Annotated in this window: 16 protein-coding genes; 3 read left to right on the top strand and 13 right to left on the bottom strand. The window is 55.8% G+C overall.

What is annotated here, in order from left to right; translation table 11 throughout:
• Window positions 1-7: 7 nt before the first annotated feature.
• Both QMZ18_RS22875 and QMZ18_RS22880 read right to left on the bottom strand, forming a co-directional pair.
• Window positions 8-760 (bottom strand): glutathione S-transferase, encoded by a 753-nt coding sequence (locus tag QMZ18_RS22875; RefSeq protein ID WP_282608681.1) that lies wholly within the window; start codon window positions 758-760, stop codon window positions 8-10.
• Between the two features lie 33 nt (window positions 761-793).
• On the bottom strand, window positions 794-2374 hold the full coding sequence (locus QMZ18_RS22880) for an alpha/beta fold hydrolase (protein WP_282608682.1): 1581 nt from the start codon (window positions 2372-2374) through the stop codon (window positions 794-796).
• A gap of 240 nt (window positions 2375-2614) precedes the next feature.
• On the opposite strand from QMZ18_RS22880, the gene QMZ18_RS22885 reads away from it, so the two are divergent.
• On the top strand, window positions 2615-3265 hold the full coding sequence (locus tag QMZ18_RS22885; RefSeq protein WP_282608683.1) for a class I SAM-dependent methyltransferase: 651 nt from the start codon (window positions 2615-2617) through the stop codon (window positions 3263-3265).
• A 79-nt stretch (window positions 3266-3344) separates the two neighbouring features.
• On the opposite strand, the gene QMZ18_RS22890 is transcribed toward QMZ18_RS22885, so the two are convergent.
• A complete protein-coding gene (locus QMZ18_RS22890) occupies window positions 3345-4757 on the bottom strand; it encodes a DEAD/DEAH box helicase (RefSeq protein ID WP_282608684.1) in 1413 nt (470 codons plus the stop codon).
• 360 nt (window positions 4758-5117) lie between these two features.
• Here QMZ18_RS22890 and QMZ18_RS22895 point away from each other — a divergent pair, with 360 nt between their 5' ends.
• On the top strand, window positions 5118-5804 hold the full coding sequence (locus tag QMZ18_RS22895; RefSeq protein WP_282608685.1) for an aquaporin: 687 nt from the start codon (window positions 5118-5120) through the stop codon (window positions 5802-5804).
• Between the two features lie 177 nt (window positions 5805-5981).
• Here the strand turns inward: QMZ18_RS22895 and QMZ18_RS22900 are convergent, their stop codons facing one another.
• The 10 genes from QMZ18_RS22900 to QMZ18_RS22945 form a co-directional block, all read right to left on the bottom strand.
• Window positions 5982-7496 carry a hypothetical protein gene (locus tag QMZ18_RS22900; protein ID WP_282608686.1) on the bottom strand — a complete coding sequence of 505 codons (1515 nt, stop codon included), beginning with the start codon at window positions 7494-7496 and terminating at the stop codon, window positions 5982-5984.
• A 284-nt stretch (window positions 7497-7780) separates the two neighbouring features.
• Window positions 7781-9313 (bottom strand): tripartite tricarboxylate transporter permease, encoded by a 1533-nt coding sequence (locus tag QMZ18_RS22905; RefSeq protein ID WP_282608687.1) that lies wholly within the window; start codon window positions 9311-9313, stop codon window positions 7781-7783.
• A 58-nt stretch (window positions 9314-9371) separates the two neighbouring features.
• The gene (locus QMZ18_RS22910) at window positions 9372-9902 is read right to left on the bottom strand and encodes a tripartite tricarboxylate transporter TctB family protein (protein ID WP_282608688.1); all 531 of its coding nucleotides are present in this window, start codon (window positions 9900-9902) and stop codon (window positions 9372-9374) included.
• A gap of 42 nt (window positions 9903-9944) precedes the next feature.
• On the bottom strand, window positions 9945-10922 hold the full coding sequence (locus QMZ18_RS22915) for a tripartite tricarboxylate transporter substrate binding protein (RefSeq protein WP_282608689.1): 978 nt from the start codon (window positions 10920-10922) through the stop codon (window positions 9945-9947).
• A 125-nt stretch (window positions 10923-11047) separates the two neighbouring features.
• Window positions 11048-11902 (bottom strand): universal stress protein, encoded by an 855-nt coding sequence (locus QMZ18_RS22920; protein WP_282608690.1) that lies wholly within the window; start codon window positions 11900-11902, stop codon window positions 11048-11050.
• A gap of 11 nt (window positions 11903-11913) precedes the next feature.
• The gene (locus tag QMZ18_RS22925) at window positions 11914-13590 is read right to left on the bottom strand and encodes a formate--tetrahydrofolate ligase (RefSeq protein WP_282608691.1); all 1677 of its coding nucleotides are present in this window, start codon (window positions 13588-13590) and stop codon (window positions 11914-11916) included.
• Between the two features lie 17 nt (window positions 13591-13607).
• Window positions 13608-14522, bottom strand: coding sequence for a methionyl-tRNA formyltransferase (locus tag QMZ18_RS22930; protein ID WP_282608692.1), 915 nt, complete (start codon window positions 14520-14522; stop codon window positions 13608-13610).
• Between the two features lie 57 nt (window positions 14523-14579).
• Window positions 14580-15854 carry a formyl-CoA transferase gene (gene frc / locus QMZ18_RS22935; protein WP_282608693.1) on the bottom strand — a complete coding sequence of 425 codons (1275 nt, stop codon included), beginning with the start codon at window positions 15852-15854 and terminating at the stop codon, window positions 14580-14582.
• On the bottom strand, window positions 15851-17626 hold the full coding sequence (gene oxc / locus QMZ18_RS22940) for an oxalyl-CoA decarboxylase (RefSeq protein ID WP_282608694.1): 1776 nt from the start codon (window positions 17624-17626) through the stop codon (window positions 15851-15853). Before oxc ends, frc begins: the two co-directional genes overlap by 4 nt.
• Window positions 17627-17744: 118 nt before the next feature.
• Complete coding sequence (locus tag QMZ18_RS22945) at window positions 17745-18461, bottom strand: GntR family transcriptional regulator (RefSeq protein WP_282608695.1); 717 nt, start codon at window positions 18459-18461, stop codon at window positions 17745-17747.
• Between the two features lie 506 nt (window positions 18462-18967).
• Here QMZ18_RS22945 and QMZ18_RS22950 point away from each other — a divergent pair.
• Window positions 18968-20560: a gamma-glutamyltransferase family protein gene (locus QMZ18_RS22950; RefSeq protein ID WP_282608696.1), complete on the top strand. Its 1593-nt coding sequence runs from the start codon at window positions 18968-18970 to the stop codon at window positions 20558-20560.
• Window positions 20561-20600: the final 40 nt, after the last annotated feature.

Consider the following 20600-nt stretch of genomic DNA (forward strand, 5'->3'; position numbering starts at 1 on the left):
AAAGCGGTTATCTGAAGTCCCGGTACGTGTCGGCGACCCACTTCATGCTGGGTCTGTCCTTCAGTCGCTCGAATTCTTCTTCGATCTCCGGCGGAACCTCCACTCGTCTGTACATCCGCTCCCGGGAAAGCTGAGCGAAGGGAGCGAGGAGGCTGGCAGCGGCAAGATCGGCCCGCGTGAGACGATCGCCGACGAGATGGTGTTTGCCTTCCGCAAGCTTCTCGTCGAGCCAATCCAATTCCACATCGAGCTTGGCACGTGAATCCGCTACGGCGTCGGGCGCTGCGTCGAGGGTTTGGATCATGGCGGGTTGGATCTTGGGCCATAGATTATGGCCGACAGACCTGACCTTACTATCTAGATTACCGTAGAGCAGTTCCAACACGATGTCGGGGTGCTGTGTCAGGGTCTGAGCGTAGAGTAAGCGTCGGACTTCGACCCCGACAACGTCATCGGCCCGGGCCTCGATTTCGCGGATTTCTTCTCCATGTTTGCTGTCTTCGAGTGATTTTTCGGAATCTGTCCGGTTGACATATGCCCAGTCTAGGATTTCCCGGCTGCCCTGCAGGATTTCTCCGTCAAGCATGAGAATGGGGACGCAGGATTTGGGGACGCCGAGTTCCCGGGTCATCCTCATGTGGAGCCCGATCGGCCAAAACTCCTCAGTGTATTCGATGCCATACCAGTCCAGCGCCCAGCGCGCTTTCTCGCAGTAATGCGATATGGCGAAGGAAATTAGCTTTGGCAGCTTCTGGTTCATGTCCAAAGACCTTCTTAAGGATCGGTGCCGCAGCTAATTCTGAGCTTTCTCAAGTTGCAATGTAAAGTCCGTAATCTCGCGTAGAACGCTCTGTTGGTCGCCGGCCCAGAACCAGTGATCCTTGCCGTCGAGTTCGACAAAGCGTGCGCCTGGAATCGCTTGTGCGAGATAGCGTCCGGCCTCGCTTCGAATGGCACGGTCGCCACGACGATGGATCACCAATGTTGGTACCTCGATCTCGGGTAGAAGCGGCCTTACATCGAGATCGCGCAGGGCTTCCAGAACGCCCTTGATCGCGCCTGGACTGGAGGCGCTCCGCAGGAGGCCGGCCCACCAGTTTTCTGCCTGCCGATCGCCGACGAAGCTGGGGGCAAAGAAGGCCAACTCTGCCGGCCCACCCCATTCCCCGATCAAACGTTTGAGCCAGATGTCGTATTGGTTCCGGCTCATGGCATAGGGATACCCCCGTTCCCTGCTGCCTTTGGCGAGGGAACCATAGAGGACGAGGCCAACAAGACGGTTCGGCGCAGAGGCTGCAAGGTGAATACAGCCCGGTCCTCCTTCTGAGGCGCCGATCAAGAGGGCTTTTCGCGAGCCTACGGCGTCCATCACGGCGGTAATATCCTGTGACGTCGCCTCCACGGTCGGGTTCATCCCAACCCGGTCGGAGAGGCCGACTCCTCGTCGGTCGAAAATAATCAGGCGGCCCAGTCCGGAAAGGGCGGTCAAAAAAGACCGGCAGCGTGCGTCTTCCCATGCGCGTTCGACATGCGAGACGAACCCCGGTACCAGGACGATATCCAGCTTGCCTTCGCCCAGCGTCTGATAAGCAATATGCAGGTTGTTGCTTGCGACGTAGAACGTCTTGGGTCTCGATTGGTTGGCAGAGGGCTTCGCCGGGCTTTCTGAGATTTCGGTTAAAAGTCGCTTGATTTCTTGTGCAGGTGCGATACCAAGTTCATCGCGCAAGAGATTGACACAGTTGTCATATTGGCGTTCTGCCGCCAAAGGTTGACCGGCAAGAAGATGAATCCTGATGACGTGGCGGTGCGCGGCTTCGTTCAGTGGATCAAGCGCCAGAAGGCGTGTTGCAGAAGCAAGGGCTTCCCCGTACTCGCCCTGTGCGATGTCGGCCTCGACAAGGCGTTCCAGAGCCTGCGTGAGGCGGCTGCGCAGCCCTTCGCGACGATAGAAAGCCCAGTCTTCGAACTCAGGACTGTCATCGAGCGCGAAACCGGAAAGATAATCGTTCTTGTAGAGCCGCGCGGCGCCAGCGAAGGCCCCGTCATTGCAAGCCTTCTCGAAATGCCGTGCGTCGAGTGTCACCTCCACTCTGGACTCAAAACGGAGCGTATCGCGGTCTGCTTCGATGAGATTGGTGCCGAAGGCCACACGGATCTTGTAGAGGGTCCGGCGCAGTCTTGCCCGGACGGTCTCCTGATTTGCTTCCGGCCAGAGCAGGGTGCCCATGATGTCGCGCCCGACCCGTCCTTCCGTCTCGACCAAATACACGAGCAAAGCGATTGCCTTGCGTAAACCAAGCTCGACACTGTTGCCGTTCAGGAAGAGTTGCGGAAAGCCAAGGGTTTTTAGATCGAGCTTCAGCTTTTGCATCGGACTATGGGCTTGAACGTGAAGAGGGGACGTTCGAGGGACGGCAAAGTCTTATCTCCAGTGTCTAGAGTGCAATTGCTTTTTGTTGTGTCGATCAAAAATGCGATCGGTCCTCTGTCCATACGTTGTAGAGGCTGGTTCGCTTTCTTCATCGATTCGATGAAAAACGATCAGACTCTAGAATCTCGAAATCGACGGCCTTCGCAAGATATTAGGTCGATCCAGACTGGAGTCCCAGCTATGTGTTTTTCCTGCGTACCCAGCTATGAGCGGTTCGTCGCACCCCATGTCGTCCACGTAGGCTGTTCGCTGGGCACGTTCTCTAAAATGAGGATGCAGGTCGTTCCTCAGGCCAGCGGTGTCGTGGCCGAGATTGGTTTTGGGTCTGGCTTGAATCTGCCCTATTACGATATGTCGAGGATTGAGCGCCTTATCGCGATCGATCCCGACGAAAAGATGCTCTCGATCGCGAGACGCAAGTTGGCACGGAAGCAGCTGAGCGCTCAACGTCTGCGGACGGAACTGATGTCGGTGGGTGGCGAGTGTATCCCACTCGATAGGGCGAGTGTCGATACCGCTGTCGTGACCTATGCTTTTTGCACAATTCCCGAGCCAGATCGGGCGTTAAGAGAAATTCGCCGCGTATTGAGGCCTGGCGGTCGCCTGTTATTTTGCGAGCATGGGCGCTCCGGCAGGCCCTTTTGCCGCAGGATGCAGGATCGCTTGAATGGGGTGTGGGGGCATATCGCGGGCGGTTGCAATCTTAATCGCAGCCCGCAGCAGATGATCGAGGAAGCCGGCTTTGCCGTTTGTAACCTGAGAAGAGACCGGTTCCCGCTTCACCTCTGGCCGCTTGGCGACCATTTTGCCGGTCACGCCGTGCCAAAGTAGGTAAGGGGCTGGTGATTTTCTTGGAGGCTCAGGGAGGATGCAGGCGCGGGCTTAAACCCGTGCCTGCATCTCATGTGCTTTAAGCGGCGCGTTTCCGCTTGGATCCCTTGTAGCCACTGTCTTTGAACTTGCGGAAATTCTGACCGTCGTTGGCGTGGTCTTTTCTGCCCGCGTTTTCGTTCCTGAATTTGCCTGCAGTTTTGGAAAAAGGCTTCTTGCCGCCTTTCCGTGCGCCGCCTTCGGCATCTGCAGATTTAAATCCGTCTTTCTTGAAAGGCTTGCGGCCGTTGCCAGCGTAGGGTTTTCCGAATTTCTTTCCATTCCGCTTGGCGCCGTTGTTTCGGCTACCAGCCAGTTCCGCATGGAAAGGATGGTCTCTTTCAACAGGAACCGGCTGCCGGATCGCGCGCTCGACGTTGCGCAACAGATTGCCTTCTTTGGTCTCGCAGAGCGAAAGTGCGGTGCCCTTGGTGCCGGCACGACCTGTGCGGCCGATGCGATGAACGTAGCTTTCGGCCTCCAAAGGCATGTCGTAGTTGATCACATGGCTGATGTCCGGAACATCGATGCCGCGGGCGGCGACATCTGTTGCCACTAGAACGTCGATGAAGCCCTTGCGGAACTTCTGCAGGACCTTCTGGCGGATCCGCTGCTCCCGGTCACCATGAATGGCATCGACGCGGCGCCCACAGTCGCGTAGATCCTTCGCCAGATTGTCGGCCATGGCTTTCGTACGCGTGAAAACAAGAACCCGGCTAAGAGCATCGTCCTTTAAGAGGTGCAGCAGAAGCTCTTTTTTGTTGCGGTAGTCGACGCAAAGCACGCGATGGTCGATCGTGGAGGCGACCGTGCTTTCCTTGGCGGCTTCTACCTGAACCGGATCATTGAGCAGCTTATCGGCCAGGCTGCGGATTCCGCTGTTCATGGTTGCCGAGAACATGATCGTCTGGTGCTCTTTTGGCAGGCTGGCGGCCACCTGCTTTACTTCGTCGATGAAGCCCATGTCGAGCATGCGGTCGGCTTCGTCGAGGATAAAGGTCTGAACATCATCAAGTTTCAGATTGCCCCGGCGGATATGATCCATCATGCGGCCTGGTGTGGCCACGACGATGTGGACGCCGCGCTGCAGGGCCTTCATCTGCGGGAAAAATGGAGAGCCGCCGAAGAGAACTGTGTGAAAAAGCCGCTGGCCCTTGCTGAACTGACGAATGCAATCGCCAATCTGATTTGCAAGCTCGCGCGTCGGTGCCAAGATCAGTGCGTTGGCCATTCCCGGTTTGGTCGGCTGCTTCTCTGCGGCGAGCCTGTGAAGCAGAGGCAGCACAAAGGCTGCCGTCTTGCCACCACCGGTCTGCGCGACACCCTTGAGGTCGCGGCCGTCGAGCAGCATTGGGATTGCTTTGGTCTGGATTGGCGTTGGTTCGGTAAAGCCCTGGGCTTGAACCACACGCAAGAGATCATCGCTCAAGCCGAGCGTGTCGAAAGATGCCATCGTCTTTGTCCTTCCGCAGACGTTACAGCCCCTTTTTCAGGCAAGGGGCTGAGCATTCCGCGGTGTAACCCGTAGCTGGGCGTCAGGACGTAACTTTGGCCAAAACCGAAGCACGTGCAGAGGCACGGCGGAAACATTTTTGTTTTTTTGTAAAGCCGCCAACGATGCCGAGTGGAGGCATCAAGCAGCGAGAGACGGGGATGTGATGCTTTTTAGCCTCAATGTCAAGTCTTATCGCACCAGGAATTTCCCTAATATCAATGGTTAACTGACTGATAGACTATGTTTCATCGGCGAAAGAGGGTTCGCCTGAGGGTGCTTATTGTTGGTGGACCCTGCATAAAGAGAGGGATTACAGCCATGAACAAAGCTGTCGCGGAATTTATCGGAACCTTCACCCTTGTTCTTTTCGGGTGTGGGTCGGCTGTTATTGCCGGAGATGTCGTCGGAGTGTTGGGGATAAGCTTTGCCTTCGGACTGGCATTGATTGCCATGGCTTATGGAATCGGACCGCTATCCGGTTGTCACATTAACCCGGCCGTCAGCCTGGGTGTCTTGATTGCCGGCCGCATGTCACCTGCAGACTTTGTGTCTTACGTTATTGCGCAGTGCTTGGGGGGGATCGCCGGTGCAGGTGTCCTCTATTTGATCGTCAGCGGAAAGCTGGCCGGGCATGATTTAGCGGCTTCGGGCCTGGGCCAGAATGGTTGGGGGGCCGGATATCTTGGTGAATACTCGATGGTCTCAGCCTTTGTCTTCGAGGTAATTGCAACCTTCCTGTTCCTGGTCGCGATCCTGGGCTCCACCCAGGAGGGTGGGCCAAACCTGCTGGCAGGCCTTGCAATCGGCCTCACGCTGGTGGTCATCCATATTGTCGGCATCCAGGTGACGGGTGTTTCGGTTAATCCTGCACGTAGCTTGGGCCCTGCGGTCTTCGTAGGAGGTCAGGCGCTTGCACAGCTTTGGCTGTTTCTGGTTGCGCCCTGCATCGGTGCGGCAGTCGCTGGCGTCGCATTCCGGACAAGGCTGCTGACTGCTGACGCCTGACAGCTACTTCCTCTTGAGTGCGATCGTTCTTGACCAAAATGTTTAAGGGCGATCGCACTGCAGTCATAGCGCATACAAACTGATCAACACCGCACCGCTGCGAAAATTTTCAGCGGTTTAGTGACAGATGCACAATCTCATGCTCGAACCAACCAGAAGGGCTTTATGCTGCAGAGGTCAATTGGTCTGATGAACGCCCCACCTACCCAGAGTGTAATTTTTTTCCGCTTCTAAATCCAAAACCTCCAGGCCAGTGCTTTCCGAGGGGGCTGCTCCCCAAAAGCCAAACGCCTCAAGGCTTTCTTTCACATCCGGCTCTTTGCTTAGATTTTCGACATAGTGGGCGTCGCACCAAGTCATTTTCCCGTGGTTCATCCGAGCATAAACGTAGCCTGTCTCCTGATCCGCGAAATTGATATCTGGTATGAGCTCGGCGCAGCGCTTCATGAAAGTGGTGTTGTCTCTTAGAACCATGTCTTTGCGATCGAATATCCCGGCAGGCTCCTGGGCTTCAATATCCACCTTTCGATAGCGATCGATATTGACCATTAAATTGATATCCAGAATCGTCATGGTTCTATTCCACCCAAACGCGGCGGTTCTAGGAAGTTCTCCCTCAGGTACGTCGTTATCCAAAAACTCGAAATGCACGCGCTTTTCCTTCGACAGTACCCAGGAAAAGAACAGATTGGGTATGCCGGTATAGGCTTCGACATTGTGGTAAAGCAGGTCGTCGACTGCTTTATAGCGGCCGGTTTTCAAACCACGCTCCCAGGCTCGTGCAACGGTTTCGCCCGGCGGCGTGATCATGAAAAACATAAAAATCAGATCGCCGAACCGGGTGAGGAGTCTGCTGTCGGAACTGCGGTCAGGATCCAACGTGAAACTGTCAAAGCGAAAGCGGTCAATCAGCAGATGAGACATGGCGCCTCTGGATGCTTTGTCTGCCATATAACGATCCAGTTTCTTGTCGATTATCTCCAGTTCCTGGCCAGTTAGCATCGCGGCATATTTGTAGTTTTCTCCAAGCGAATCATAATCCAGTAAAAATTTTCGCCAGTAGTCAGGGCTGATGAGCGCAAAGTCTTCCCACGGGATCCCAATTTTCTCCGCCAGTTTGCGTTGTTGCGGACGGATGGTGCTTTTACCCGAAGCAGATGCGCCCTTTACGTTCATGACAACCGGTTTTTCCTGTGCCGGCAAGACCCGGTATCGCTCGCCTTCGACGGCCTTCTCAATCACGGGTTCGATGGATTTTCCGACCTGAATGCTTCCGAAGCTATTGCAGACCAGATTGGTTGCAAGATTGGCGATCATGTCTTGATCTCCAAGCAGCCGACCACGATGGCCGAGAATTCCGCTGACAACTTTTACCAAGGCGTCGAGGCAGGTCCTCTCCAACGGATCTTTGCAACCTAAGAGGCGATTTTGCCAGTTGGCGAGGGCGGTGACCTCTCTGGACTCGGAAGCCGGTGTTTTCTCCTGCTTGCGCTTGCCGAACAAGCTTCCGAAAAGCCTCGAGGTGAGGGAAGGTGGGTTTGGAGTGTCTTGAGTCGCGGCTACGGACACAAAGATCTGTTCAGAAAGTTCTTTGCCGATCAGGTAGCTGATTTCAGAGCGACTTTCTTCGAATGCAACTCTGATTTCTTCGATTTGAGGCGTGATGTAGCGATCGAGGATGGTCGCAACCATAGCCCTCAAGCTGATACCCAGATCTTCGTAGTTTGGCCCGTCGGGCACGGAAAGGTCAGCCGTGACCCGTATCAGCAATTCGTGAATGACCAGGCGCTCGACCCGGAAGGAAATCAGCTCCGCAGTTTTCAGACCGCAGAACGTGGCAATCTCCTTAGCCTCTTTAATGTCGATCGTTGAATTTTCCGGCCGATAGAGCGTGACCAGGGGCATCAACTCGCTCGGAATCTCCGAAGCGATGCCCGGGTTCCAGGCCCCGTTTTCTTTATCCAGACCGTTTTTGTTCAAACCACTCCCATTTTCGATTTCCGCACCCGATCTCGAATATACTTCAGCAGCGGCAGGAAGATCAGGATCAGTGCGACGATAGTGATCGGCCCGGCGATGGGCCGGGTAAAGAAGATGCTGAAGTCGCCATCCGAGAAGAGCAGAGACTGACGAAGTTTCGGTTCCGCAATCGGTCCAAGGACGATGGCGAGAACGGCAGGAGCGACTGGGTAGTCCAGGATCCGCAGGAAGAAGGCGCCGATTCCGACAATGACCATCAACCAGACGTCAAACATGTCCTGATAGGCTGCAAAGGTACCTACAAGTGAAAGGACGAATATCAACGGCGCCAAAATGGTAAAGGGCATCCGCAGCATCCAAAGAAAGATGGGGATGAACGCGAGGTTGATTGCGACGGCTACCAAGTTGGAAATGTAAAATGACCCGATCAGCGGCCAAACGAAGTCCGGCTGGTTGGTGAAGAGTAGCGGCCCGGGCTGCAGGCCCCAGATAACCATTCCCGCCAGCAGCACTGCTGTCGTGGGGGAGCCGGGTATGCCCAGGGTCATCATCGGAAGCATGGCACCGGTCGAGGCTGAATTGTTTGCGGCCTCTGGCGCTGCAACGCCGTCGATTGAACCCTTGCCGAATTCCTCCGGTTTTTTGGAGGTGATCTTGGTAACACCGTATGACATCAGTGAACCGGGCGTTGCGCCTGCAGCAGGAAGGATTCCCACGAAGAATCCAAGCGATGAGCCGATGGCCGTACCGCGCCATGCATGCCGGAAATCCTTTATGGCTTCCCAGATCTTGCTGGCACGCAGATCCACGGTCGTCATGGTGTTGCCGTAGCGCGAGGTGTTGATCGTCCAGATCATCTCGCCGATTCCATAAACACCGATGGCCAGAACCAGGAAGCGGATGCCGTGGGTAAAACCGGTGATATCGAAAAAGATCAATCTGGGTTCGCCGGAGACGATATCGAAGCCGACCGTCGCAAGGACCAGACCGATACAGATCGAAAAAATCGTCTTGGGAATGTCATCGCCGCCGAGGCCGACGAAGGTCGCGAAAGCCAACAGCATTAGAGCGAAAATCTCAGGGTCGCCGAAGGAAAGTGCGACAGAGGCCAGGATCGGTGCGAAACCGGTGAAAAAGAGCGTAGAAACAGTGCCGCCGACAAAAGACGCGATGGCAGCTGTTACAAGCGCCAAGTGGGCCTTTCCCGACAGGGCCATGGGGCGGCCGTCAAAAGTGGTTGCAACGGCTGTGGAGGCGCCCGGGATGCCGAGCGTTATCGAGGATATCGCACCCCCGTACATCGCACCGTAATAGATGGCCGCCAAAAAGATCATCGGTGACGTCGCACCGCCAGTGAAATTCTGAATGACGAATGTAAAGGGGAGAAGGATGGCAACCCCATTTACGGATCCCAGACCCGGCATTGCACCAACGAATAGACCGACAATCACGCCTATAACCGCGAGGCCAAGATTAATCGGCTCGAGTGCGACCAATATGCCGTTCAGAAGGGAATAAACTACGTCCATTTTTCTTCCATACAGATTTTCTGTGCCTGCTAGAGCGCGACGGTTCTTTATCCTCTGGTTAGAGGAAAATGTCGTAGAGCGGGATGAACAGCGGCTCGAGATATCCCTTCGGCAAAACGATTCGCATTGCGATGTCGAAGAAGAAGAAACTCACGACCGGAACGCAGACAGCGACCGTCACAGATTGCTTGATCGAATGGCGTCCGAGAAAACGAAGGTAATAGATCAGAAAAGCGAACATTCCTCCGTAGAATCCGACGAAATGAATGAGCGCAAGAAAACCGAACAGGCCTCCGCCCACCAGCAACAGCATCCGTTTGCCGTACCCGTCGAGAAAAGGTTCTTCAGAGACTGAAACCGGCGAAGCACGCAGAAACCAGTTCACAGCAATCCATATGCTGCAGACGAGCATGATGGCGGAGAGCCAGAACGGCCAGAAACCGCTACCTGGACCTTCGCCTTCGATCAGGCCGATATTTGCGAAACGTGCAACATCCGGATCCCATGCCGGCGGCTCGCCGCTTTTCCACATGAGATAGATTGAGAGAATTCCGAGGATCACCGCAGTGACAATTTCGGCTCTACGCATTTCTTCGAAATCTCCCAATCTTCTCTTATGCGATCCCGGCGATTACTTGATCGCGCCAGAAGCCTTCAGGATCTTCTGGTGGCGGTCGCGCTGGGTTACCCAGTAGGCTTTCAAGTCATCACCGTTGGTGAAGTCACCCATGAGAGATTTTGCCGACTTGTATTTCTGCCATTCGGCCGAATCGTAGACCTTTTGGAACAGACCTTCGTAGTAAGCCAAAGCCTCGTCGGACATACCAGGCGCACCCACGACAGCACGCTGCATGAAGTAGGAGAAATCACCGCCGAGTTCTTTCAGAGTCGGCACGTCAGGGAACAATGGCAGGCGCTCGTCCGTGAAGGCGACCAGCGGCACAAGATCACCTGATTCGAAAAACCCGAGAGCTTCTGAGGGGTTGTTCACGGATGAATTCAACTGCTTGCCGGCGACCTGCTTGGCGACTTCCCCACCACCCTTGTAGGGGATGTACTTCATGGAGAGGCCGTAGTTGTTATTCAGGAAGTCGGTGATGATGTTGTCTTCCGAGTTCTTGCCGGTGCCGCCCATGACCCAGCCAGAACCGCGCTCTGCCGCAACTTTCAAATACTCTTCGAAGGTATTGATGCCTTCGTCCTTGTGCACCCACAGCAGGAAGGTATCTTCCGCCATACGGCCGACCGGCGCGAACTTCATGATATCCACATCAAGTCCGGGCTGACGCAAAGGTGTCGTGAAGAATGAGTTCAATGTCACCATGATGGTGTGATTGGGGTCGTTGGCATTCTTCATCGCGATCAACGCTTCGGCACCCGAACCGCCCGACTTGTTAACCGGCACCAGTGGGCGGGGCGCCATCTTTTCTTTTTCGATGATGGCCTGCATCAGTCGCGCCATTTTGTCAGCGCCGCCGCCTTTACCCGCCATGATGACGAAATCAATTGGTTTGTTGGGTTCGAAGGCGCTTGCGATGCCAGAAAATGTCGTCGCAGCCAAGGCGGTTGCGCCGATGAAACTCACCATCAGTCCTCTTGCGATAGTCATATCTTCCTCCCATACAATCATTATTTCTATTCGGCGTGAAAGCGTCACGCAGCGCATACTCGTTTGGTCTCCAAACTACCTGTAACTGGCTCCTTTCTTCTCGAGTGCGTTAGCGAATACGTTCCTTAGTGCACCAGAATCACCGGCATCTTTGCCGTATCGACAATGGTTTGCGTGTTGCCGCCAAAGACGGTTTCCCGTTCGTGGCTGTCGCCGTAAGCGCCCATGATCATCAAATCGGCGCCACAAGATTTAGCTCTTGCAAGAAGCTCCACGCCGATCTTTTTCTCTGCGGTGAAACGGTCGACTTTTGTCGTGATGTTCCGATCCGCCAAGTACGACACAAGATCGGCTGAGCCGGCACCATGAACCTCGCTGCCTGCGGACAGGATGGTCACTTCAGAGGCCGTCTCGATGATACCCATGGTCAAAGCCACGGCGCGTGTCGCCTCGGTAGAACCGTTCCAGGCAATCGCGATCTTGTCCCCCAGCACCTCGGGCGGCGTTTCAGCCGGCGGGCACATCATTACGGGACGCCCGGTATGGAACAACGCCGATTTCAGGGTGTTGGCGCCGAGATTGCGGTCGATATCGGGTTGGGCAACGACGATTAAGTCGGCAAGTCTTCCATGCCGTTTGATAACGTCAACCTGCCGGCCGGCTTCCTCGATCCAGGATGCCGATGGGGAATCGCCGTTTGATTGCTGAACGACCTTCAGGCCCAGAGTCTCCGCCAATTGAATGAATTCGGTGCGGAGAACACCTTCCTCTTGATCGGCAAGCTCCACGGCCTGTTTCATCATTTGTTTCTTGAGGACAGCGGGAATCGGAACGCCGAAAGGAAGCAGATCCTCCGGTCTTGGCCTGCAATGGGTAACGACGACATGGGCATCAAACCGACGTGCCAGTGCGGCGGCATGGGCAAGGACATTTTCGCCCTTCCCATCACCACGCACCGGTATGATGATTTTTTTCACCACGCTTTACTCGCCTAAAACAAGCCTTCGATCTGGCCTTGGTCATTCAGCATAATCGACTCTGAAGAGGGAACACGGGGTAGCCCCGGCATGGTCATGATCTCCCCGCAGATCGCCACGACGAAACCCGCACCCGCTGAGAGACGCACTTCGCGAATCGGTATCGAATGACCGGTCGGTGCACCGCGCACGTTGGGGTCGGTCGTAAAGGAATACTGCGTCTTTGCCATGCAGACCGGCAGGTGCCCGTATCCTGCTTCTTCCCACTGTTTCAACTGATCGCGGATTTTCTTGTCGGCAAGAACTTCGTCGGCCCGGTAAATGCGCTTGGCGACCGTCTCGATTTTCTTGAACAGCCCTATCTCGTTTGGATAGAGCGTTTGGAACTGGGACATGCCGCTTTCGGCGATTTCGGCGACACGCGTTGCGAGTTCTTCAATGCCTTTCGAGCCGTTAGCCCAGTGCTTGCAGAGAATCGCTTCGGAACCCAGGCTTGCGACGTATTCCTTGATGGCGTCGACTTCGGCATCCGTATCGGTCACGAAATGATTGATGGCGACGACAGCGGGAACACCAAAACCCTTCACGTTTTCGATGTGGCGTCCGAGATTGGCACAACCGTCTTTCACGGCCTGCACGTTTTCGGTGCCGAGATCATCTTTCTTCACCCCGCCATTCATTTTCATGGCACGGACGGTCGCTACAATAACTACGGCGTCCGGGGCCAGACCGGCGTGCCGGCACTTGATGTTCATGAACTTTTCAGCGCCCAGGTCTGCACCAAAACCGGCCTCTGTCACGACGTAATCGGCAATCTTCAACGCCGTGGTGGTTGCGACGACAGAGTTACAGCCGTGGGCGATGTTGGCGAAGGGACCGCCGTGCACGAACGCCGGATTGTTTTCCAGCGTCTGGACGAGATTGGGCTGCATCGCGTCCTTCAACAGGACGGTCATTGCGCCGTCGGCCTTGATATCCCGACAGTAGACAGGTGATCGGTCGCGGCGGTAGGCGATGATGATATCGCCAAGTCGCTTTTGAAGATCGTCGAGGTTCTTGGCCAGGCAAAGAATCGCCATGACTTCGGAGGCAACGGTGATATCAAAGCCGGCCTGGCGCGGGAAGCCGTTGGGCACACCGCCAAGCGATGTGACGATGTCGCGAAGGGCGCGGTCGTTCATGTCCATCACACGGCGCCAGACGACCCGACGCGTATCGATATCAGCCGAATTGCCCCAATAGATATGGTTGTCGATCATAGCCGACAGCAGGTTATGGGCCGAGGTGATGGCGTGGAAATCACCCGTGAAGTGCAGGTTCATGTCTTCCATCGGAACGACCTGTGCGTAGCCGCCGCCGGCAGCGCCGCCCTTCATGCCGAAGCAGGGACCGAGCGATGCTTCACGGATGCAAATCGCGGCTTTCTTTCCGATGGCATTCAGGCCATCGCCGAGGCCGACCGTGGTTGTGGTTTTGCCTTCTCCTGCAGGGGTCGGGTTGATGGCCGTGACGAGTATGAGCTTCCCGTTGTTCTTATCCGCCTGCGCGGCGATGAACTCTGCTGACACCTTGGCCTTGTCGTGGCCATACGGAACCAGGTCTTCCGCCGATATGCCGAGCTTTGCACCGATCTCCTGAATGGGGCGCTTGCTGGCTTCGCGAGCGATTTCGATATCTGTCTTGTAACTCATCTGTAAAAACCTGCTCCCTAAGAACCGAATTGATCGCCTGCAGACAGGCCGCATGCAGCGGCCCATTCAGCTGCGGGCTGTTTGCCTTCGCCTTTGGCGCGTACGCGCTTGAGTAAAATTCGTCCCCCTTCAGCCTGAACGGTCACCCCGTCATCAGAAATGGAGATGACGCTGCCGGTTTTTCCGTCGCCGTCGACTCTGGCACTGTCATAAATCTGAACTTCCAGTCCGTTCAGAGTCGTCCAGGCGCCTGGGGCGGGATTTGCGGCGCGAATCTTGTTGTAGACATCGGCAACCGGCTTCGACCAGTCGATCTCGGCTGCGCCTTTGTTGAACCAGCTCTCATAGGAACCGTCCTCAAGCCGCTGATCGTGCTTGATGATGATGCCCGCCTTAACCAGATCGAGCCCCTCGATCATGGCGTCGACACCCATCGGAAACAGCTTCTTGAAATAGACGTCACCCAGGGTTTCGTCAGGACCGATCTCGCAGGACTTCTGCATCAGGATTGGGCCTTCGTCGAGACCATCGTCAGGCCAGAAGATGGTAAGGCCGGTTTGCGTTTTACCCATTGCGATCGGCCAATTGATTGAACTTGGACCACGGTGCAGCGGGCAAAGGGAAGGGTGGTACTGGAAGGTTCCGAAGCGTGGCGCATCGCGCACGGCCTCGGGAACGAACAGCAGAACGTATGCCATCATGCAGACATCTGCATCGAAGGACTTCATCAATTCCAGCGCTTCGGGTGTTTTCCAGGAGGCCGGTTGATGTACCGGAAGTCCTTTTTCGCGGGCGAACTCGACCAAGGGATCTTCCGGCCGACCTTCCTTCGTGGGAGCGGAGCAGACGGCGACAACATCCTCGCCGCGCTCCAACAGCTTCTCGAGGACAGCTTTACCAAAGGCCTGCTGACCGTGAACAACAATACGCATCTAACTAATCCCCAAGGCCGTCATTCAATTCTGTAGCATTTCTAGTCTGCGACATTTCTACTCTGCGGCATCTGCACGAACCTCACCGACCGCACCGGAACCAACGATGCGCTCTAAGTCATCGCCGCTGTATCCAAGAACTTCTGAGAGTATTTCTTTCGTATGCTCGCCGAGTAGTGGTGAGCGCTCAACCATAACTTCGCTGTCTGACAGTTTGATCGGGCAGCCCACACTGAGATATGGCCCGCGTTCCGGGTGATCCACCTTGACCATCGTACCGGTTGCAAACAGCCCCTCATCTTCGGAAATTTCTTTCATCGATAGGATCGGACCGACTGGAATGTCATGCGGATTACAAGTGTCCATAACTTCGAACTTGCTCTTCGTCATGGTCCATTGTTCGATCCGCTCGAAGATCTCATTGAGCTTGTCGAGCCGCTCTGGTGGCGTGGCATAACCTTCCTTGGTTTTCCAATCCGGTTCACCAATGACATCGCAGATCTTGCCCCAGATCGCCGCCTGGCAGATGAAGTAGGTGTAGGCGTTGGGATCGGTTTCCCATCCTTTGCACTTCAGAATACGGCCGGGCTGTCCACCGCCGGAATCGTTGCCGGCACGCGGCGTTGCGTCACCGAAGGGAATGCCTTCGCCGAACTGGGAATATTCCGTCAGGGGGCCTGCATCGAGACGCTGCTGATCACGCAACTTGACCCGGGCCAAATTCAAAACTGAGTCCTGCATCGCAGTTGTCACCTTTTGGCCTCGCCCGGTCTTCTCTCTTTGGAACAGAGCCGTAACGATACCGAGGCAGAGGTGCAGACCGGTCCCGGAGTCGCCGATTTGCGCGCCTGTTACAAGTGGCGGGCCATCGAGGAACCCGGTTGTGGATGCCGAGCCGCCTGCGCACTGGGCAACGTTCTCATAGACCTTGCAATCTTCATATTTGCCGGGACCGAAGCCTTTGATCGACGCCATGATGATACGGGGGTTAATTTCCTGAATGCGTTCCCAGCCGAAGCCCATACGGTCCAGGGCTCCCGGAGCAAAGTTTTCCACCAGCACATCGCATTGCTCGATCAACCGGGTCAGCACTTCCTTGCCAGTCTCATTCTTGGAGTTCAGCTCGATGGAACGCTTGTTGTGGTTCAGCATTGTAAAGTAGAGGCTGTCGGCACCGGGGACATCGACGAGCTGTTTGCGCGTCGCATCGCCAACGCCGGGGCGTTCAACTTTGATGACATCGGCACCGAACCATGCCAGCAACTGTGTGCAGGTCGGACCCGACTGCACGTGCGTGAAGTCGAGAATTTTGATTCCTTCGAGGGCCTTCATTGAGCTGCCTTTTGCTTAAGTATTTCAAGAACCTCGTGGTTCATTTTTTTGGAGACCACACTGGTTGGATTGAGACTGCCGATGTTGCCGCTTTCCTTGCCGGCTGCAGGGTCGATGACGGCGTTTATCAGCGTTGGTTTACCTGAATCCATTGCTTCGTTGACTGCGCGGGTCAGAGCATCAGGATCGGTTACATGGCGACCTTCTCCACCAAAGGCCTGCATCATCATGTCGTAGCGGCTGTTTTCTACAAATACTGTCGGTGCAGGATCTTCGCCGCCTGCGCGGTTCTTGTCCGTGCCGCGATAAATGCCATTGTTGTTAAACACCACGATGCAGACCGGAAGCTTGTAGCGGCAGATGGTTTCGACCTCCATGCCGGAGAATCCAAAGGCGCTGTCACCCTCTACTGCAAGAACCGGCTGACCGGTCTCTACGGCAGCAGCGATCGCGGTTCCCATGCCGATGCCCATCACGCCCCAAGTGCCGACGTCGAGGCGCTTGCGTGGTTTATGCATATCAATGATTGAGCGGGCGAAATCGAGTGTATTGGCGCCTTCGTTGACGAGGATCGCATCCGGCCGTTTTTCGATAATCCGTTTCAGCGCACCGAGTGCGCCCGCATAATTCATCGGTGAGGCGTTGTTCTGTAAAGTCGGCGCCATCCTGGTGACGTTAGCATCGCGTTTCTCACGCACTGCGTCGGTCCATTCCTGTGGGGGCGCTTTCCAGTCCGCGCCCATGCCTTCGCTCAAAGCTGACAGGCAGGATTCGATGTCGCCGACCAATGGCGCAGCGATTTCGACATTCGAATCCATTTCCTTCGGCTCAATGTCGATATGCACGAATTTAGTTGAATGCGGTGCGCCCCAGCTTTTGCCCTTGCCGTGGGACAGCAGCCAGTTCAGGCGTGCGCCAACCATGATGACGACATCGGATTCTTTCAGTACCAGCGAGCGCGCCGCTCCGGCGGATTGCGGATGATTGTCCGGCAACAGGCCTTTGGCCATGCTCATCGGAAGATAGGGAATGCCGCTCTTCTCGACAAAATCCTTAACAATTTCGTCGGCTTGGGCATAAGCAGCGCCTTTACCCAGAACGATCAATGGCTTTTTCGCACCTTTGATCACTTCGAGCGCGCGTTCAATTGCTGCTGGGGCTGGGATCTGTGCTGGGGCGGGATCAATGACCTTGACCAATGACTTGGCGCCCTCAACCGCATCCATTGCCTGCCCGAGCAACGCGCCCGGTATGTCGAGGTAAACACCGCCGGGGCGGCCTGACACTGCAGCACGAATAGCGCGGGCAACCGCAATACCGATGTCCTGGGCGTGAAGAACGCGATAGGCCGCCTTACAAAGCGGCTTGGCAATCGCGAGTTGGTCCATTTCCTCGTAGTCGCCTTGCATCAGGTCAACCACCTCGCGCTCGGACGAACCGGAAATCAGGATCATCGGCCAACAGTTTGTGGTCGCATGGGCAAGAGCGGTGAGGCCGTTGAGAAATCCCGGGGCGGAAACGGTCAGGCAGACGCCTGGCTTCTTGGTGAGGAAGCCGGCAATAGCCGCCGCGTTCCCCGCATTTTGCTCGTGACGGAACGAGAGTACACGCATCCCTTCTTCCTGCATCATCCGCCCAAGGTCGGTAATCGGAATTCCAGGCACGCCGTAGACTGTATTCAGATCGTTCAGCTTCAGGGCGTCGATGAGCAGATGAAACCCGTCGGTCAGCTCGTGCTGTGTCTCAGTCTCAGGTGCGGTGGGTGCATTCATATCGTCTTCCAAATTCTTTGCGGCTCCTCGATTTGACCGCATCTTTCCTTGATTAGTCGCTGTTCGATCGCTGATTGTTGACGTTCGATATTCGCGTTTGATTGTTCTCGGTTGGCGGCTAGCTGCTCGCCTCCTTTGTACTGGTAATGCTTTCGAGTTTTATCCAAGTGCGGCGCACATGATCATGAAGCTTCATCGTATGTTCGCGAACCATGCGTGCAGCAAGGTCGGCATCGCGGCTTTCAAGCGCTTCGATAATACTCATGTGGTCCACGACCGACCGGTTGGCGCGGTCTCCTTCACCCATCGCTCTGCGGCGCACGGCGTACATGTGCTGGAACAGTCCGTCTGCGAGACTCTTGAGCATGGAGCACTGAGACAGTTCGAGAATACGCTGGTGAAACTTGATATTGGCTTCGGAATACTCGGCGATATCGGCGCGGGCCGAATGCTGGCTGTGTTTTGCACCAAGCTTGCGAAGCGACGAGAGTTCGAGATCGGTCGCGTTCTCAGTTGCAAGACGCGCGGCCATGCTTTCCAGCGCAGCCCAGACCACGATCATTTCCAAGACTTCTTCGAGTGATTTTCGTCGGACAAACACCCCTTTTCGGGGCTGAATTTCTACGAAACCCTCTTGCTCCAACTTAGCAAGGGCCTCTCGGACCGGTGTGCGGGAAATGCCCAATTGCTCGGCCACACGCCTCTCGTCAAGTCGGAGATCGGCGCCTTCGGCATAGATATTCATGTCCATGATAGCGTCGCGTAGAACGTCGTAGATATGATCCTTCAGTGTGAAGTTCACAGCTATCGGTTTCAATTTGGCGCTAATCGACATACTATGATCCTATTCACCAAATGATCGTTTGAGAAAGAAAAAAAGAACGCTTCTTTCCTTTCGATTTTCCCAATCTCAACGATTCTCTGGTATACCATACACCGAGTATTGAAGGCGTCAATGTCAAAAAATCCCTGATTTCTGCAGATTTCACCATGAGAAACCACCTCTAGATGTTGATATTATTATGATTTTTTTTAAAATATGTGGCATGCCACAAACCCTGTTGGCGAGTCAGAGATACTAGCGGGGCGCCATGGAAAAAACGAAGGTGCGCTCGGAGCCCGGCGTTTTGAGCAAGATCCGAGGCACAACTGACAGTATGAGAGGACTCGGTGATTTGCGAATATGAGCGCGGTCCGGATCCAAGCGCTGCGCGCTTAGCCGGGAGTTGTCATCACCAGAGTAATTTTGTCTTTTGTCGAAAATGAGCGCTTACCCGTATTGACCGGTTTGAAGCGCCGATGAATTGCTGAACCTCAACATTAACTGAGTGATCGGATTTTATGCTTCATACCACCAAGGCTTATGGCGGCATGGTCGTCGCGCCGCACCATCTTGCTGCGCAGGCGGGACAGCGTGTTCTTTCCGATGGCGGCAATGCTATCGAGGCCATGGTCGCCGCCGCTGCGGCGATTGCCGTCGTCTATCCACACATGAATTCGCTGGGCGGAGACAATTTCTGGCTGATTCATGAGCCGGGAGAAAGTCCGGTCGGTATCGATGCCTGCGGTGGCGCGGCGGCCCTCGCATCCATCGATTTCTACCGCGAGCAGGACCTGGAGGTCATTCCCGGCCGTGGCCCGCTGGCAGCACTGACTGTGGCCGGTGCGCCATCGGGATGGGATGCGGCGTTAGCATTGTCCAAGGGGACTTGGGCTGGCCGATTGCCGCTGGCGCGCCTGCTCGAAGATGCGATCGGGTACGCGCGCCATGGCATCGCGGTTACAGGATCGCAGGCGGCAAATACCGACGCCAAAAGGCCTGAAATGATCGGCTCGCCAGGTTTCGCAGACACTTATTGTCCCGGTGGCGCGGTGCCTCGTGAGGGCGAACGCTTTTATCAGACTCGTCTGGCAAACAGTCTCCAGGCCTTGGCTGAGCAGGGGCTTGAGAGTTTCTATCGGGGCGATCTCGCGCAAAGCCTGGCGAGAGACCTTGAGATTGCCGGGAGCCCTCTGCGGCATTCCGATTTCGAATCTTTCCGGGCACGACGCATCGATCCGTTATCCGTCGAGGTGGCCGGACACCGTGTCTTTAACATGCCGCCGCCAACCCAGGGACTGGCTTCTCTGATGTTGCTTGGGATCGCACAGCACCTCGATCTCGGGAGCCCAGGCAGCTTCGCATTCGTGCACGGGCTTTTGGAGGCGACCAAGCGCGCGTTTCTGGTGCGTGACCGTCACGTTACCGATCCTGACTACATGAGTGTTGACCCGGCTTCGTTCCTGACGCCTGTGACATTGAAGAAGGCGGCCAGAGCAATAGACCCTGCCAAAGCCATGCCCTGGCCGGCACCGGTCAATGCGGGCGACACCGTTTGGCTCGGCGCCATCGACGGGGAGGGGAGATCGGTTTCCTTTATTCAGAGTACCTATTGGGAATTCGGGTCCGGCGTGGTTCTGCCGGAAAGCGGCATTGTGTGGCAGAACCGGGGCACCAGCTTCAGTCTGGATCCGGAACACCACAATCACTTACGGCCCGGCAGGCGGCCGTTCCACACCATCCAGCCCGCTCTCGCTCTGCTTTCCGACGGGCGGGTGATGGCCTACGGAACCATGGGTGGCGAGGGGCAGCCGCAAACGCAGGCGATGATCTTTGCCCGCCATGTGCTGCAAGGGCAGGATTTGCAGGAAGCGATTACCGCGCCGAGGTGGCTGCTTGGGCGTACCTGGGGTTCGGAGCAAACGAACATTCGTATCGAAAACCGGTTCGACCCCAAAGTCATCGAGGCGCTTCAGGCCGCAGGCCACGACATTGAAGTGACCGGCGCATTCGAGGAAATCATGGGACATGCCGGTGCGCTGGTCCACCACCCGGACGGCCTGATCGAAGGCGCCGCCGATCCGCGAAGCGACGGGCAGGCTAGAGGATTTTAGAGTGCGGGCGCCCCGAACCGGAGCGCCCGTCTCGTTCCGA

The sequence above is a fragment of the Pelagibius sp. Alg239-R121 genome (assembly GCF_947331435.1).
Taxonomy (GTDB): Bacteria; Pseudomonadota; Alphaproteobacteria; order Kiloniellales; family Kiloniellaceae; genus Denitrobaculum.

Excerpts from the sequence above, each read along its gene's own strand:
- QMZ18_RS22875 (WP_282608681.1), bottom strand. The coding sequence starts at position 760 with ATGAACCAGAAGCTGCCAAAGCTAATTTCCTTCGCCATATCGCATTAC.
- QMZ18_RS22880 (WP_282608682.1), bottom strand. The coding sequence starts at position 2,374 with ATGCAAAAGCTGAAGCTCGATCTAAAAACCCTTGGCTTTCCGCAACTC.
- QMZ18_RS22885 (WP_282608683.1), top strand. The coding sequence starts at position 2,615 with ATGTGTTTTTCCTGCGTACCCAGCTATGAGCGGTTCGTCGCACCCCAT.
- QMZ18_RS22890 (WP_282608684.1), bottom strand. The coding sequence starts at position 4,757 with ATGGCATCTTTCGACACGCTCGGCTTGAGCGATGATCTCTTGCGTGTG.
- QMZ18_RS22895 (WP_282608685.1), top strand. The coding sequence starts at position 5,118 with ATGAACAAAGCTGTCGCGGAATTTATCGGAACCTTCACCCTTGTTCTT.
- QMZ18_RS22900 (WP_282608686.1), bottom strand. The coding sequence starts at position 7,496 with ATGGTTGCGACCATCCTCGATCGCTACATCACGCCTCAAATCGAAGAA.
- QMZ18_RS22905 (WP_282608687.1), bottom strand. The coding sequence starts at position 9,313 with ATGGACGTAGTTTATTCCCTTCTGAACGGCATATTGGTCGCACTCGAG.
- QMZ18_RS22910 (WP_282608688.1), bottom strand. The coding sequence starts at position 9,902 with ATGCGTAGAGCCGAAATTGTCACTGCGGTGATCCTCGGAATTCTCTCA.
- QMZ18_RS22915 (WP_282608689.1), bottom strand. The coding sequence starts at position 10,922 with ATGACTATCGCAAGAGGACTGATGGTGAGTTTCATCGGCGCAACCGCC.
- QMZ18_RS22925 (WP_282608691.1), bottom strand. The coding sequence starts at position 13,590 with ATGAGTTACAAGACAGATATCGAAATCGCTCGCGAAGCCAGCAAGCGC.
- QMZ18_RS22930 (WP_282608692.1), bottom strand. The coding sequence starts at position 14,522 with ATGCGTATTGTTGTTCACGGTCAGCAGGCCTTTGGTAAAGCTGTCCTC.
- frc (WP_282608693.1), bottom strand. The coding sequence starts at position 15,854 with ATGAAGGCCCTCGAAGGAATCAAAATTCTCGACTTCACGCACGTGCAG.
- oxc (WP_282608694.1), bottom strand. The coding sequence starts at position 17,626 with ATGAATGCACCCACCGCACCTGAGACTGAGACACAGCACGAGCTGACC.
- QMZ18_RS22945 (WP_282608695.1), bottom strand. The coding sequence starts at position 18,461 with ATGTCGATTAGCGCCAAATTGAAACCGATAGCTGTGAACTTCACACTG.
- QMZ18_RS22950 (WP_282608696.1), top strand. The coding sequence starts at position 18,968 with ATGCTTCATACCACCAAGGCTTATGGCGGCATGGTCGTCGCGCCGCAC.